Raw genomic sequence first — 14,975 nt, 5'->3', positions numbered from 1 at the left:
CTCAAGGTCTTCTTTCCTCAGGGGCCTGCCCAATGCCGAATGCCTCCATCTCAAGCTCTTCGGCGAGTTCGGAAAGAAGGATGTCCGTACCGCCGACCACCCGCTCGCGACCGATTTCCATCATGATGGGCACGGCCAGCGGCGAAATATGCTCCAGAGGCTTATGCATGATTCGACCCGCAATGCGGGAGAGCATTTCTGATACGCGCCGAACATCGAGAAGGCCCGACGCCGCATCCTGCCGTGTCGCTTTCAGCACGATGTGATCCGGCTCATGTGTCCGCAGAACATCGTAGATCAGGTCGGTGGAAACGGTGACCTGCCGGCCGCTCTTCTCTTGGCCGGGATGGCGCTTTTCGATCAGCCCGGCGATCAGGGCGCAGTTCCGGAAGGTGCGTTTCAGCATGAAGCTCTCATCGAGCCATGCTTCCAGATCATCGCCCAGCATGTCCTGATCAAACAGGGCATCCAGATCGAGGGAGCCGTCGGCAATCATGGCCGTCAGGTCGCCATGCGCCCAGATGCAGAGCGTGTAATCCGTCGCCACGAAACCAAGCGGCCTTGCGCCGGCGCGCTCCATCCGGCGTGTCAGCAGCATGCCGAGCGTTTGATGGGCAAGCCTTCCCTCAAAGGCATAGGCAACGAGATAATGGCGGTTGCCGCGCGGAAAGGTTTCGATCAGCAAGCGGTCCGGCGGTGGGATGACGCTTTTCTCTTCCTGCAGCCGCAGCCAGTCCGCCACCTGATCGGGCAATGCCGACCAGCGCTGCGGATCGGCGAGCATCGCGCGCACCACTTCGGCAAGGTAGGTGGTCAGGGGGAATTTGCTGCCGCCATAGGCCGGGATGCGAGCATCTTCGCCCTCCGCATCGGTAACAAGGCACTCCTGCTCGATAATCCCTTCGAAGCGGACCGTTCGTCCGGCGAAGATAAAGGTGTCGCCACTGGTGAGGCTCTCCAGAAAAGCCTCCTCGATCTTGCCAAGCACCAGACCGCCGCGCATCGGCCCGCGCTTCCTTGCTCGGACGAGACGGATCGTCAGCAGGGGAGCCTCGACGATGGTTCCGATATTCATGCGGTATTGTTGCGCGGTGCGCGGATTGGCGACACGCCACAGACCCTCCTCCGTCCGCCGGATCTTGGCATAGCGATCATAGGCGCGCAGCGCATAGCCTCCGGTCGCGACGAAATCGACGGCCTGCTCGAACGTTTCCCAGGCAAGCGTTTCGTACGGGGCGGCGGAGACGATCTCTTCATAGAGGGCAGCCGCGTCGAATGGCTCGGCGCAGGCCATGCCGAGAATGTGCTGACAAAGGACGTCGAGCGCGCCGTCGGTCAGCGGAGGCGTATCCTGATGGCCCAGATAATTGGCTTCGAGCGCCGCTTCGCACTCCATCACCTCGAAACGATTGGCCGGCACCAGTATCGCCTCGGACGGCTCATCCATGCGGTGGTTCGAGCGCCCGATGCGCTGCGCCAGCCGGCTCGCACCTTTCGGCGCCCCGATATGAACGACAAGATCGACATCGCCCCAGTCGAGGCCGAGATCGAGCGTGGAGGTGGCGACGATAGCCTTGAGGCTTCCGGCCTGCATGGCCGCTTCGACCCGCCGGCGCTGACCGACATCGAGACTGCCGTGATGGAGAGCGATCGGCAGGCTGTCGTCATTATGCTTCCAGAGTTCCGAAAACAGCGATTCCGCCTGACTGCGCGTATTGACGAAAAGGATCGTCGTCCGGTGGCGCTTTATAGCCTCCATCACCTCCGGAATGGCGTATTTCGCCGAATGCCCGGCCCAGGGGACGCGATCGTCCGATTGCAGGATATGGATGTTCGGCTTTGCGCCGCCCTCCACATCGATGATTTCGCTCATCGGTGCCGGATCGCTGCCATCCTGTCCGACAAGCCATTGGCGCAGATCGTCGGGCCAGGCGACGGTCGCCGACAGGCCGATGGACTGCAGACCGGGGTTGATCCGCCTCAGCCTCGCAAGCCCGAGCGCAAGCAGATGCCCGCGCTTGCTGGTCACAAGCGAGTGCAGTTCGTCCAGCACCACGTAGCGCAGATCGCCGAAAAAACGCTCGCTGTCGGCATGGCTCAGCATGAGCGCAAGCTGCTCGGGCGTGGTGAGCAGAATATCGGGCGGCTGGCTCTTCTGACGCGTTCGCTTCGAGGCCGGCGTGTCGCCCGTGCGCGTCTGAATATCGACGGAAAGGCCGATTCCTTCGACAGGCGTCTTGAGGTTGCGCTCAATGTCCGTCGCCAGTGCCTTGAGCGGCGAAATGTAAAGCGTGTGAATGCCCTTCAGTGTCTCCGCCGAACCCGGCTCCGGCTTGCCGCGCTCATGCAGGTCGACCAGGGAGGGCAGGAAGCCGGCCAGCGTTTTGCCTGCTCCGGTCGGCGCGATCAGGAGGCTCGATTTCCCCGACTGCGCTTTGGTCAGCAGATCCAGCTGATGCGCGCGGGGCGACCACCCCCGCCCTGCAAACCAGCGCAGGAACGGTTCAGGTAGATAGGATGCGCTTCGGGCGGCGCTTATGGATGGCGATGTCTGATCCACGCCCCGAAAATAGGCATGAGATGCTGCGGCGGAAAGCGCCGGGCGTGTTTTGCGCAATGGCGACCGCATGCAGAGCTCTCTCCGATTGCGAAGGGCCGCCGGATGATGACCTATCCTTTCGAGTGGCGAAGCTATGCGACGGAACGCGGCAGGATACGCACGCGCCCATGAGAAGGATCAGAAAACCGATAGAGTTGGAGCGGGTCGAAGTCGACGAAAGGTCTTCCGCATGTATCTTCGCTCCATCGCTGATTTCCGGGCCTTGGCGATCCTTTTTGTGGTGGCCGGCCACACTTATCAGGAAGTTGGGCTCGACCCCGCCGCACCACAGAACGCCTTTCTGGCGAATTTCGTGACGGGCTGGACGACGCCATTCGTTTTCATCTCCGGCTACATGTTCCACCACGTCTTCCTGCGCCGGTTCGACTATGGTCGCTTCCTGCGAAGCAAGGTGCAGAATGTGCTTGTGCCCTATACGCTGCTTGCCGCGGCGGTCATCCCGTACTTCGTTTCCCGAAACGCGCATTTCGCTGAAGAAGCCTTGGCTGGCGCACTCTGGCCCGTGGGCTTTCATCCCTTCACCGACGCATTGGGCCTCTATGTGTACGGCACCTTTCTGGTGGCGCAGTGGTTCGTGCCGTTCATCCTTCTCCTCTTCCTGATGGCGCCCCTCCATGCCCGCTTCGCCAATGTCTCAGGGCGGGTCCAATTCACCATTGTCGGCGTCCTTATGCTGGTGGCCCTGTTTGCCCACCGCCCGCTCGACAATGACAACCCGGTTCATGCGGTCATCTATTTCACGCCGATTTACCTTCTTGGCATGGTGGCGTCCCGCTATCGCCCCCATTTTCTCGCACTCGTCCGAGGCCGCGAAACGCTGTTCATCGTCCTCGCACTGACCGCGACCGGTGTTCAGACCTTGGCCGGCCAGTCCGGCAACGCCCACAAGGCGCTGTTCACCTTCGCCGGTCCGGATCTGATGCTGATCAGCAAGGTGCTCATGACGCTGGCTATTTTGGGCGTGATGGAACGGCTGCCCGATCATGGGTGGAGGCCAGCCCATTGGGTGGCGGAGACAAGCTTTGCGACCTTCATGCTGCATCCGGTCGCGATCATCTACCTGCACAAGTTCGGTCTCACGCAGCCGACAGGGATGCCATGGATCGACCTGATCTGGGTAACGGGCGTGACCGTAGCCTGCTGTACGACGATCGCCCTGATGGCACGCACGACACTTGGGTCGCGGAGCCGCCTCGTCGTCGGCTATTGAATGGCAGAGACCGGATTACCGCGCGACGTAGCGATCGTTGCGATGGTTGATCGCCAGAAAGAGGTTCAGCACCACCGCTCCCACGATCGAATAGAAAACCGCCCTTGGAGAAACGACCGTGAAGGCCAGCGCCAGGACCAGAAGATCGATGACCAGTTGCGTCAGCCCTGCGCGCCAGCCAAAGCGATCCTGCAGATAGAGCGCCAGAATGCCCGCACCGCCTAGACTGGAGCGATGGCGAAACATTGCGAGCAAACCGAAACCGATCATCAAACCGGCGACAATGGCGCCGGTGAGCGGTTCGATTTCGCCGAACTGGAACAGCCGCGGCTGCAACCATGTCAGGAGGGAAAGAAGGCCGACGCCGATAAAGGTCTTGATCGTGAAGGCCCAGCCCAGGCGAAGGACCGCCAGGAGATAGAAGGGGAGATTGAGGAGAAAAAAGACCGGGCCGACATTCCAGTCCAGCGCATAGGCGATGATCAGGGCGAGGCCTGCGGTCGATCCCGTTAGAAATCCCAGATGGGCAAGAATCGAAACCCCGACCGCAGCAAGCACCGTTCCAGTGAAGATGCCTTGGGCATCTTCTGCCGGGGTGTGGTGGGTGGCGGTGGCATTCCAGTCGCCCAATCGTGTCTTCATTCGGCCGCTCCGTCGCTCGCATCCAGCTTATGATGCAGTGCAGCATTGCGCCAGCCGATTGTTGAAATGTTTCGTATTCCCATATTGCAAGCATGCGCACGTCCGATCTTCTGCACACTCGTCCCGAAGGACTGTACTGCCCGCCCGGCGATTTCTTTATCGATCCGGTGCGTCCGGTGGAGCGTGCATTGATCACCCATGGCCATGCCGACCATGCGCGGCCCGGCCACACCAAGGTTCTGGCCAGCGGACAGACGCTAGATATCATGGCGATCCGGTATGGCGAGGATTTCTGCCATGAACGACAGATTGCAGAGCTTGGCCAGACCCTCGACCTGAACGGCGTGAAAGTCACGTTCCGGCCGGCCGGCCATGTGCTCGGCTCGTGCCAGATCGTGGTGGAGAGAGACGGCACGCGCATCGTCGCATCCGGGGACTACAAACGCCGACACGATCCCACCTGCCTGCCTTTCGAGGTGGTCCCGTGCGACGTCTTCATCACCGAGGCTACTTTCGCCCTGCCCGTTTTCCGGCATCCTGATACGGCCGAAGAGATCGACAAGCTGATCGAGAGTGTCCGCCAGTTTCCAGACCGCGCCCATGTCGTCGGAGCGTATGCGCTGGGCAAGGCGCAGCGGGTCATCCGCATGTTGCGTGATGCAGGCCATGACGCGCCGATCTATATTCACGGAGCGATGCAGAAGCTTTGCGATTATTACGTTAGCCAAGGCGTCGATCTGGGGGAGTTGCGGCCTGCCACGATCGACAGAAAGCAGAAAGATCAGTTCGCGGGCGCTGTCATCGTCGGGCCGCCCTCCGCCTTTGCTGACCGTTGGGCGCGGCGCTTTCCCGATCCGGTTGCATGTTTCGCTTCGGGTTGGATGCGCATACGCCAGCGGGCCCGCCAGCGCGGCGTCGAGCTTCCGCTGATCCTCTCGGATCATTCCGATTGGGACGAACTCTGCGAAACCATCCAGGAAACCGGCTGCTCGGAGGTCTGGGTCACGCATGGCCGCGAGGAAGCTCTCGTTCGCTGGTGCGAATTACAGGGCGTCAAGGCCCGACCGCTCCATCTCGTGGGCTATGAGGACGAAAGCGAATGACTATAGCGGCAACTGATCCGCAACGATGCCGACAGAGGGCAACGAGCAGGAAAACGCGTTATCCGGCGCGGCTTCTGGCGCTCTTCATTCTCCTCCTGTCTATATCGCCTTCCGTCGCGCAGCAGATCGCTCCGGGGTCGATCGATGAACTTGCGGAGACTGACCGAGAGGTCATTAACGACACACCCTTTGCCGTGCGTCGGACGCTCGCCGAGCTCGTCACACAAGGCTTCCAGCCAGGCAATCTGGAGCGCGCCCTCATGGGCCGGTTGGCAGGAAACGAACAGCCGTCCTTCTCGAACTTTCTGGTTCTCGGTCAGCGGCGCTGTACCGTCTGGTGGTATGGCGCCGGCTCCACGGCCAAGCAGAGGGTCGCCAGTGACCGCTGCGCCATTGAATATGGCAAAAGCGGCGAGACCATCATCCGCAATGTAACGGGCGACCGCTTCAACATTCGCCTGATCCCGATGGAGGACGGGGGCGTGGCCTACGCCGGACGCTCATTTCTTCCGAGCCATTTCGAGCAGGCCTACGATGCGGACAATCCCGTCAACATGTTCGACGAGGGATACGGCAATATAGCCGGGCGGGCCGTGATAAGTGACAGGTCGCTTCTTCTCGTGACCGGCGCGGAACGAAGTCACGCAGAAGAGGATGAAACATTCTTCCAGCTCGTCGAAGTACCGGACCGCTAGGGGTGACATGCTGAGTACGCCCCACACTCCAGTTCTTTCCTGCGCCTTCTTCCCTCGAAGGCGTCTGCACGGGCATGGGTGGCGATGAGAGCCTTTGCCGAACTTCTCGACCGCCTTGTCCTCACGCCCTCACGGAACGGCAAGATCAGGCTGCTTGTCGATTATTTCGGCCGTACGCCGGACCCGGATCGTGGCTATGCTCTGGCGGCGATCACCCGCGATCTCGATATTGCGGGTATCAAACCCGGTATTCTGCGCGCGCTGATCACCGAACGGATGGACGAGATCCTGTTCGGTTATTCCTATGACTATGTCGGCGATCTGGCCGAGACGGTCAGCCTTGTCTGGCCGGAGCCGGAAGAGCCGGTTCGCGCCAATCGCGATCCGTCCCTCGGCGAAGTGGTTGAGACCTTTTTGGAAACGTCCCGTTCGGACGGACCCGCTGTTCTGACCGATCTCCTCGACCGCTTGGATTCGTCCGGTCGCTATGCCGCGATCAAGCTCTTTACGGGAGGAATGCGCATCGGCGTTTCAGCACGGCTCGCCAAGCAAGCGCTCGCGGAGTTCGGCGGCAAGGATGTCACCGAGATCGAAGAGCTCTGGCACGGACTAAAATTGCCTTACGAGGACATGTTCGCCTGGCTTGAAGACAAGGCCGAGAAGCCGGAACATGGTGCGCTGGCGCTATTTCGCCCGGTCATGCTGGCCACCGCGCTGGAAGAGGCGGACTACGACCGCATCGTGCCGGAAACCTATGCCGCCGAGTGGAAATGGGACGGTATTCGCGTTCAGCTCGTTGCGGAGGGCGAAAGGCGGCGCGTCTATTCGCGGACGGGCGACGATATCGGCCATAGTTTTCCCGATCTTCTCGAAGCCATGAACTTCGAAGGGTCAATCGATGGCGAACTGCTGGTCGGTCATCCGGAAGACGGCGCTGTCGGAACGTTCTCCGATCTTCAGCAACGGCTCAACCGGAAGACTGTTTCGGCCAAGCTGATGAAGAGTCATCCCGTCTTCGTGCGGGCCTATGATCTTCTCTCGGAGGGAGAAGACGATTTGCGCGCCCTACCCTTTTCGGCACGCCGCAAAAGGCTCAAGAATTTCATCGCGACACTCGACCCGGCGCGGTTCGACCTCTCCGAACATATCGCCTTTGCCGATTGGTGCGAACTGAACGATCTACGCTGCGACCCGCCGCACCCAATCATCGAAGGCGTGATGATAAAGCGGCACGAAAGCGCCTATGTCCCGGGCCGTCCCAAGGGCGAATGGTTCAAATGGAAGCGCGATCCCTTCACCATCGATGCCGTGTTAATGTACGCCCAGCGCGGCCATGGAAAGCGGTCCAGCTTCTACTCGGACTACACCTTCGGCGTCTGGACGCTGGATGAAGAGGACAGGCAGATTCTTGTACCGGTCGGAAAGGCCTATTTCGGCTTCACCGATGCGGAGTTGAAGCTGATCGACAAATATGTGCGCGACCATACGGTCGACCGGTTCGGTCCTGTACGATCCGTCAAGGCGACGCCGGAAAGCGGTCTGGTTCTCGAAATCGCCTTTGAGGGGCTGCAATCATCGAGCCGCCACAAGAGCGGCGTCGCCATGCGTTTCCCTCGCGTGTCGCGGCTGCGCTGGGACAAGCCGAGCGCCGAAGCCGACACATTGGACAATCTGAAACAGCTACTTGACGAGAACCGCGGCAAGGCGTCGCGCGTCAGGCCGGTCCGAGATCACGGTTAGTCATCGCCGAGCAGGATTGTCACGCTAAAGATATCAACCTCGCTGCTCTCATTGGGCAAGGCGATGCGTATCGCTCCATCGGCACCGGGCGCGCCGCCCTCCATCGTGCCCGCGAAGAGAAGATCGCCTGCCGTCGCTTCCGCCTCATAACGCCGGCTGCCGCAATCGCCGAGACTTGCGAAATCGCACGACACCAGAAGCGTCGCTCCGCCTTCGGCTTCCGAGCGGGCGCGCATGGCGACAGTGTAAGGCTGGCCTGAAAGCTCCGACAATTGCTGCTGCGGAATTTCGATGACGATGGCCGCCGCCTCACCGCCGCCTTCCACATGAAGAAGCCGAAGCTGGCCGGTGTTCTCGATCTCGGCGGAAAGATCGCCTTCAATCGCTGGCTCACCATCGGCAGCAGGATCGTAGAGGGTAAATTGCGTGCGATCATCGGTGCCCGCGCCCAGACGCGCTTCCGGCGTGTAATCCTCGCCCGGATCCGTTTCCTGAAGAAACCGCTCCAGCACGAATTCGTAGTCGGCATTGGAGAGCGCCCAGAAGCCGACGCCCAGCAATGCGAAGACGAGAAGGGTGAGGATGAGCATCATCCAGGCATAGGGGCGCCGTTTCGGTCGGCCGTCCTTTTCGCGTCCGCGTTTGCTCCGGCGGCGAAAGCGTCGGTCGGGTTCGTCACGCGATGCGGCCCGGCTGTCAGGCTCCGGGCTCATTCTATCCGGGTAGAAGTCGGCATCGGGCCCGGCCGGTTCGGCCAGTTCGGCAGGCTCTTCGAAGGAAGGCTCGCGCCGGCCCGCGCCTTCGGGGTCATGCGGCTGCGATGCATGATCCAGCCGGGGCTCCTGTTTGTCGCCTTTCAGGGACGCGGTGCGCGGACGGGTCGCGACGCGTTCTCTGGAGGCTTCTCGGTCGATCACCCGCTCGGCATGGGGAAAGGGCTCAGCCCCTGCCGTTTCATGCGCGGGGTTGGCCGCAGGCAGGTAATCCTTTTCGATCTCACTGATGGAATTGAGCAATCGTTGGCGACGCAATTCGCGCGCGGCCGGATCGCTGACGCCCTCCTTGTCCATTGCGCTCTCAAGGGCGTGCTGTGCGGATTGATAGACCCGCTCACGATGGGCTGCGTCAGCCGCGTTGCCCTTAGCGAGGGCCGATCGTATCGCCTTGCCTATCGCGTCCAAACCGTCCTCCAACCATAAGCGTCTTTGTAATATTCGCTGGTGGAGACAAGATAGACAAGCCCGAGGCCGCCCGAAACGGCCTTCATCCAAGGGGTTTAGCCGTCCAGATCGCCTCTTTCGCGCCAGGCAAGACGGAGAGCAGCCGCTATTTCATCGACGCTGGCATCCAGAGAGACGGCTTCGCGCCACGGATCGAGGCCAAGAGCCGCATAGACATTGGCGAAAGCGGTCTGCAGATCGGCATATGCTGTATCGAACCGGCTGGAAGCGACCAGAGTGTTCATCTCCTCACGGATCAGCGTTTGCTGCGATTCCGTGGAAGCGGCGATGCCTGCCTGTGTCTGGCGAAGGATGCGCTGCTGAATATCCAGAAATTCCGCCGTATCCATCGTTTCCCGCCGCAAATGGGCGTAGCGCGCACGGGCAACATAGACCTGGGTCACGATCGCCATGGTCAGGGCCTTCTCCTGCGCCTCAAGAAGCGCCTCGTCCGCTTCGACGGCCTTGCGGCGCGCCGGATAGTGAAAGACCTTCATGGCATTCCAGCCGATCCTCGTGCTGAGCAACGCCCAGTTGGAATTATAGAGCAGATCGTTGCTGTCATAGGCGAACCCGGCTGTCAGCGACGCTGTCGGAAGCGCCTCAAGCAGAACGGCATCCCCTTCAGCCTCGTTGATCCGTTCACGATAGAGAATCTCGCGGAATTCGGACCTGTTGGTCATTGCAATACGCACAAGTTCATCCATCGCCACGAGTTGCGTATCGAGGTCGACGATGGTGCGAGCAGGCTGCCTGATGCTGAAAGCGGTTCCCGGCTTCATTCCCATCAGGCCGGCCAGCTCGTATTTGGCTGTCTTGAGCTGGCGCTCCAGTACGCCGATCTCCCGTCGTATATCGACGAGTTCTCGTTCATAGGTCAGTGTGGCGAGTGGCGATGTCTGGCCACTCTCTCGAAGGCGACGATTATCGGACAGCGTCTGCTCGACCCTCTTTTCCAGCTTGCTAAACCCGTCCAGCAGCTGATCGGCTGAGAGTGTCTTCCAATAGGCGGTACGGACTTCCTCGATGATCCGCACCATCACTCGCCGGCGCAACTCTTCCGCAATCAACGCCTTGTCAGCCGCTTGCTTTGCGCGAATGTAGGAAAGACCGAAGTCGAGGATATTGTAGCTGAATTTCAGATCGGCCGAGATGTTGGATTTTTCGGTGCTTGTCGTTGGTTCGGCGGCAAGCGTATCGCTAAAGATCGATCGCGAGTACGACGCTCCCTCATTGCTGCGCGTATCGTAACCCGCACTTGCCAAAAGCTTTGGCAACATATCCGTGGTGGCGGAAGCCAGTTCCTTCTGGGCCAATGCAATGCGCATCATCTCGACCCGATGGTCGAGATTGTATTTGAGCGCACGCGCCATTGCCTCGTAGAGGCCGATTGGCCCCGTCACAGGTTCCTGCTCGAGGTCGAGCGCCGCGAGACTTTGGTTGGCAGCCTGTTCGATCTGCAGGAAGGATAGCGGCTCGGTTGTGACAGAACAGCCGGCCAGCGCAATTGTGAGGGCAGCAGCCGAAAGTCCGCCCTTCGCGCGGTTCAATGGGCTATAGCGGGAAATACGCATGATACACAACTCCAGATTGCATAACTGGACGCACTAAATGCTGCCCAGAAAGGGTTTGATGGTCAGTCCGACAGTGCTTTCAGAAGCCGGCTTTCCTCGATCGCGCCGCTTTCCCTCATATGATCCAGCTGATCTCCGACGGGCCGGTCGATCAGGGGCGTCTCGGATAAACGTCCCGCCGTCATGACGCCGGATGTCTGATCGATCTTCAGCGGCAGATTGAGCATCCGGCCGTCACGCAGGGTAGCGCCGATAACGACCTCGTTTACGCCATTCGGCCGGCCAGCCGCTATTTCGATGAAATTGGCGTCGGACTGGCGAATCCATTCGGGCGCGTCGCCGCCGGAGGCATCGCTGACGCTCCACGTATCGACCGGGCCAAGTAGTTCCACATAGACGCGGTCCTTCCAGACCACCGAGCGGACGGTGATTTTTCCGTCTCCATCACTGGTAGCAAGCTCAATCTGGGCGCCCCGATAAAGGGCATCGCCCTCGGCTACCAGTTCCGCCTGACGCTGCAGCAGCGCCTCGCTGAACACGCGATTGCCATCGACAACGTCGAGAATGCCAAGTGTTCTGATGCCAGACAGGCCGAGCAGCCTTTCGGCCTCGTCCTCTGGCTCGTCCGGGTCCTCAGGCGGCTTCGCGATTCCATCCTCCTTTTCGCCTTCTATTACGAGACGCAGAACCGCTTCATCGAAGCCGCCCTGGCCGTCGGACAACTGATACTGAAAGGCGATGATAACCGCCTCTCCGGAGGGAATGGCCGCCGCCAGGTCGCCGGGCGCGAAGGACCAGGCCCCATCGGATGTCATCTGCAACTGTCCGTAGGGGAGGCTCAGAAAGGCCGCTCCCCGGGCAGGCAAATCCACCGCTTGAAAGGGTTGACCGGACGCAGGATTGTTCAGAACCGCGCCGGTTTTCGGATCGACAGGCAACAGGCGGGTCACAAAGACTGGATCATTATCCGGCGCGCCATCATGATCGGGACCATCCGCATCGCGAATGACGTTGCCCGTCTGAATATCGCCGAAATCGCCTGAGGACGCGTTGTCGAGCGCGATCGGGGGGACGTTGCGCACGTCATAGGTAATCCATGTCGAAAATGACGCGCCGTGGCTGTCTGTGACCGTAAGAGGGATCTTGTAGATACCTGGGCTTCCCGGATCCGTGCCGAGCTGGCTTGCGTCGGCGCTCAGCGTTCCCGTGATTATCGTTCCGTCGAAATGCAGTCCGCTTGGAAGAGCGGTCTCGTCGATCGTGAAGGTCAGCGTATCTCCGCGATCCGGATCAGTCGCAAATGGCGTGAGATCGAGAGGCGTGATGGTCTCGCCGTCGAGCGATGACTGTACGGGAATATAGGCCGCCGGATCGGAGGGCGTTTTGCCGTCAGGATCAATTGGCTGCGGCGGCTGGTTTTCACCGATCACGACAATCGTGACCGTCGCCGTGCTTTCACCGCCCTGCCCGTCGCTCAACGTATAGGTCAGTGCAGTGGTCGCGCTCCGGCCCTTCGGCAAGGCGATGAACTCGCCATTGGTATCGAAAGTCAGCGTTCCGTCGGACTGAACCGTGAAAACACCACCATTGGAGCCGGCAAAACTTTGCCCGACCCGTCCATGATCGCCGTCGATGGCGATCACTGTAAGAGGCGCATCCCCATCCGGATCGGTATCGCCCCCCCTGCCCGTATCATCGTGGATCAGGTTGATCGAACCTTGCCCCTGATCGGTGACCGTCATCATATCATCGGTCGCGACCGGATCGGGATTGCCTACACGATAGAGAAAGGTCTGACTGACTGCGGCGCCAGCTGCATCGTGTGCCGTGATCTCCACGCTATAGAGCCCATCGGTCGACAGACCCGCATTGCCCTTCTGAGAGGCATCCGCCGCCAGAACGCCTGATAGGACACCGCTTGATGGATCGAACGAAAGACCCTCCGGCAACCCGGCGGCTGAAAATGTCAGACTGTCATTATGGTCGATATCGGTGAAGAATGATGACAGATCGATCGGCGGAACGGTTTCGCCATCCCATCCGACCCTGTCGACGATATCAGCCGTTGAAGTCGGCCCATCATTCCGGCCGGTGACGGTCACCTCGACGAGAGCCGCGCTACTCGCACCATCCGCGTCCCTTATACGGTAGCTGACCCAGCTCGTAACGCTTTCGCCTTCGGCGAGAGACTGAAAGTCCCCATTCTCCGAGAAGGTGAAACCTCCGTCCGACCGGATCACGAAGAGGCCTCCATTGCTACCGGCGAGGGGCGCTCCGACATTGTCTTCTTCGCCGCCAACGGCGATGACCGCAATAGGATCGCCATCAGGGTCCAAATCCCTCCCCTCACCATTATCAGCCATGACATTACCCAGCAGTTCAGGAACATCCTCGTCGATGGTGAAGCGATCATTCTCGGCCGTGGGCTCTGGGTTGCTCACGACGATGTCGAACGTGTCGGCTGCACTCTCACCTGCGCCATCGGTCGCAATGACCGTGACGGAATAGGTTCCGGCCGGGTTGCCGGCATGGTTGGTGTGCTGGCTGGCATCCACCGGGAGCGGCGCGATATTGGCCACTGTTCCCGTCGATGGATCTATGCCGAGCCAGGATGGCGCGCCGGGCCCCAGCGAATAAGTCAACGCTTCTCCATCGGCATCGAAGAAGACAGGTGTAACGGTGATCGTTCCCATTGCCTGCGCATCGACCGCCGTTTGATCTTCGGCCCGACCGACCAGAACGGGCGGGTCATTGCGTGCTTCGACCGCCACATAGGTCTTGGCGACCGGAGAGTCGGCCTGTCCATCATTGACCTGGACCCGTATTTCACGAAGTGTCGTGTCCGGGTTCTCGCTCGAATTGAGAAACCGGATGGCCTCGATGGCATCCTGATAGACCGATCTGGAGGCAAGACCGGTCAGCACGATCGTGGTATCGGTCGAAACGGGATCGAGTGTCAGCGCGGCCGGCAGGCCACTCGGGTAGATGAGGGCATCCCCCTCGGCGGCATTGGCTATGGTGACGCGGAGACTGGCAATGGTCTCATCATCGACATCCACCACGCTAACGCCGTCCGCATCATGCCCGATAGAGACGCTGTCGCCGTTCTCGACATAGGTGGTAAAATGATCGATGCCGATCCGCGTCCGGTCGAGAGGATCAAGGTCGACCACCGGTTTATCCTCGACGGGGATGACATCAATGATCGTGGTGACCGTCTCGGCATAGGCGCCGCTCTCATCCTGCATGTCGATGGTGACGATGCGCGGTGTTGCATCCGGATTTTCCGTGCCCGCTCTGAAGCGGATGTGCTGAAGCGCCTCTTCCCATTGATCCGCCGAGGCATCGCCCGACAGGAAGAGGGAGATCGTCCCCCCGGTGGTCGTCTGGTAGGCGCCGACGCCCAATTCGTCAGGTATCGAAACCTCCAGCACATCCGTGGGAAAGGCATTGGCCAGCGTCACGATTATGTGCGCGATCTTCTCGTCGCCGGTAATCGCGACATCGCTGTCGACAACCGAGACCGGCTCGCCATTTTCCGTATAGCGGGTGAGATACGCGCCATTTTGATCCGTGCTGCTACCATCTGCGTCGGCGGTCAGCTCCGGCTGACTCGGCGACGCGGTAAGAACCGACGCGTTCAGCGATGCAAGAAGCGCCTGATCGTCGCTCTGGCTGGCGACCGTATCCGCCGACACCGATTGCTGTACCGCTTCCGCGGTTTCGACGGCAGCAGCGTCGAGCAGGATTCTTGGCTCAAGAGCCAACGCGCCGTTGCACGACGGCTCGATCACCTGTCGTTCAGATTTCTTTGGCCGATACCGGCTTGTCCATCGCACCAGCTAGTCCCCTTCGCGCATTGCACTTGGAGGAAAGGGTAAAGTGACCGGCTTAATAAATCGTATTTAAGTTGTATTCTTTATAAATACCTCTTTTGGTTGTATACGGCCCGGCATTGTCATGCTGTGTTGCCGAGTCTGGGCAAATGCAATTTGGCGCTTGAAACTCAAAAGACATGCGGCTATCACGCCGCACATCCGAAGGCGCGCGAAGCGCCGTGCAGGAGAGCCGCCTTAGCTCAGTTGGTAGAGCACATCATTCGTAATGATGGGGTCGCGTGTTCGAGTCACGCAGGCGGCACCACCTCCCCCGAGAGATCATGGTCTGAAAA

Annotated in this window: 9 protein-coding genes and 1 tRNA gene; 5 read left to right on the top strand and 5 right to left on the bottom strand. The window is 60.3% G+C overall.

Annotated features, from left to right (window positions below; all coding sequences use genetic code 11):
* Position 1: 1 nt before the first annotated feature.
* Positions 2-2,629, bottom strand: coding sequence for a ligase-associated DNA damage response DEXH box helicase (locus D8780_RS01970; RefSeq protein WP_121644131.1), 2,628 nt, complete (start codon positions 2,627-2,629; stop codon positions 2-4).
* 160 nt (positions 2,630-2,789) lie between these two features.
* Between D8780_RS01970 and D8780_RS01965 the strand changes: the two genes are divergently transcribed.
* Positions 2,790-3,830 (top strand): acyltransferase family protein, encoded by a 1,041-nt coding sequence (locus D8780_RS01965; protein ID WP_158598411.1) that lies wholly within the window; start codon positions 2,790-2,792, stop codon positions 3,828-3,830.
* A gap of 15 nt (positions 3,831-3,845) precedes the next feature.
* Here D8780_RS01965 and D8780_RS01960 read toward each other — a convergent pair whose 3' ends face one another.
* Positions 3,846-4,472 carry a YitT family protein gene (locus tag D8780_RS01960; RefSeq protein WP_121644129.1) on the bottom strand — a complete coding sequence of 209 codons (627 nt, stop codon included), beginning with the start codon at positions 4,470-4,472 and terminating at the stop codon, positions 3,846-3,848.
* A 92-nt stretch (positions 4,473-4,564) separates the two neighbouring features.
* Here D8780_RS01960 and D8780_RS01955 point away from each other — a divergent pair, with 92 nt between their 5' ends.
* The 3 genes from D8780_RS01955 to D8780_RS01945 all read left to right on the top strand — a co-directional run bounded on the left by D8780_RS01955 (position 4,565) and on the right by D8780_RS01945 (position 8,010).
* The gene (locus tag D8780_RS01955) at positions 4,565-5,575 is read left to right on the top strand and encodes a ligase-associated DNA damage response exonuclease (protein ID WP_121644128.1); all 1,011 of its coding nucleotides are present in this window, start codon (positions 4,565-4,567) and stop codon (positions 5,573-5,575) included.
* Positions 5,572-6,270, top strand: a complete 699-nt coding sequence (locus D8780_RS01950; RefSeq protein WP_121644127.1) for a hypothetical protein — start codon at positions 5,572-5,574, stop codon at positions 6,268-6,270. Before D8780_RS01955 ends, D8780_RS01950 begins: the two co-directional genes overlap by 4 nt.
* 84 nt (positions 6,271-6,354) lie before the next feature.
* Positions 6,355-8,010 (top strand): cisplatin damage response ATP-dependent DNA ligase, encoded by a 1,656-nt coding sequence (locus D8780_RS01945; RefSeq protein ID WP_121644126.1) that lies wholly within the window; start codon positions 6,355-6,357, stop codon positions 8,008-8,010.
* Here the strand turns inward: D8780_RS01945 and D8780_RS01940 are convergent.
* The 3 genes from D8780_RS01940 to D8780_RS01930 all read right to left on the bottom strand — a co-directional run bounded on the left by D8780_RS01940 (position 8,007) and on the right by D8780_RS01930 (position 14,598).
* On the bottom strand, positions 8,007-9,191 hold the full coding sequence (locus D8780_RS01940) for a hypothetical protein (protein ID WP_147440262.1): 1,185 nt from the start codon (positions 9,189-9,191) through the stop codon (positions 8,007-8,009). The two genes, D8780_RS01945 and D8780_RS01940, sit on opposite strands and share 4 nt — an antisense overlap.
* A gap of 95 nt (positions 9,192-9,286) precedes the next feature.
* On the bottom strand, positions 9,287-10,804 hold the full coding sequence (locus tag D8780_RS01935; RefSeq protein WP_121644124.1) for a TolC family protein: 1,518 nt from the start codon (positions 10,802-10,804) through the stop codon (positions 9,287-9,289).
* A gap of 62 nt (positions 10,805-10,866) precedes the next feature.
* Positions 10,867-14,598 carry a putative Ig domain-containing protein gene (locus tag D8780_RS01930; protein WP_121644123.1) on the bottom strand — a complete coding sequence of 1,244 codons (3,732 nt, stop codon included), beginning with the start codon at positions 14,596-14,598 and terminating at the stop codon, positions 10,867-10,869.
* A 273-nt stretch (positions 14,599-14,871) separates the two neighbouring features.
* Between D8780_RS01930 and D8780_RS01925 the strand changes: the two genes are divergently transcribed.
* Positions 14,872-14,947, top strand: a tRNA-Thr gene (locus D8780_RS01925).
* Positions 14,948-14,975: the final 28 nt, after the last annotated feature.

It is taken from the genome of Notoacmeibacter ruber (assembly GCF_003668555.1).
GTDB classification, from domain to species: Bacteria; Pseudomonadota; Alphaproteobacteria; order Rhizobiales; family Rhizobiaceae; genus Notoacmeibacter; species Notoacmeibacter ruber.
The sequence above is the reverse complement of the archived record's forward strand: the minus strand, read 5'-3'. Positions and strand labels throughout refer to the sequence as shown.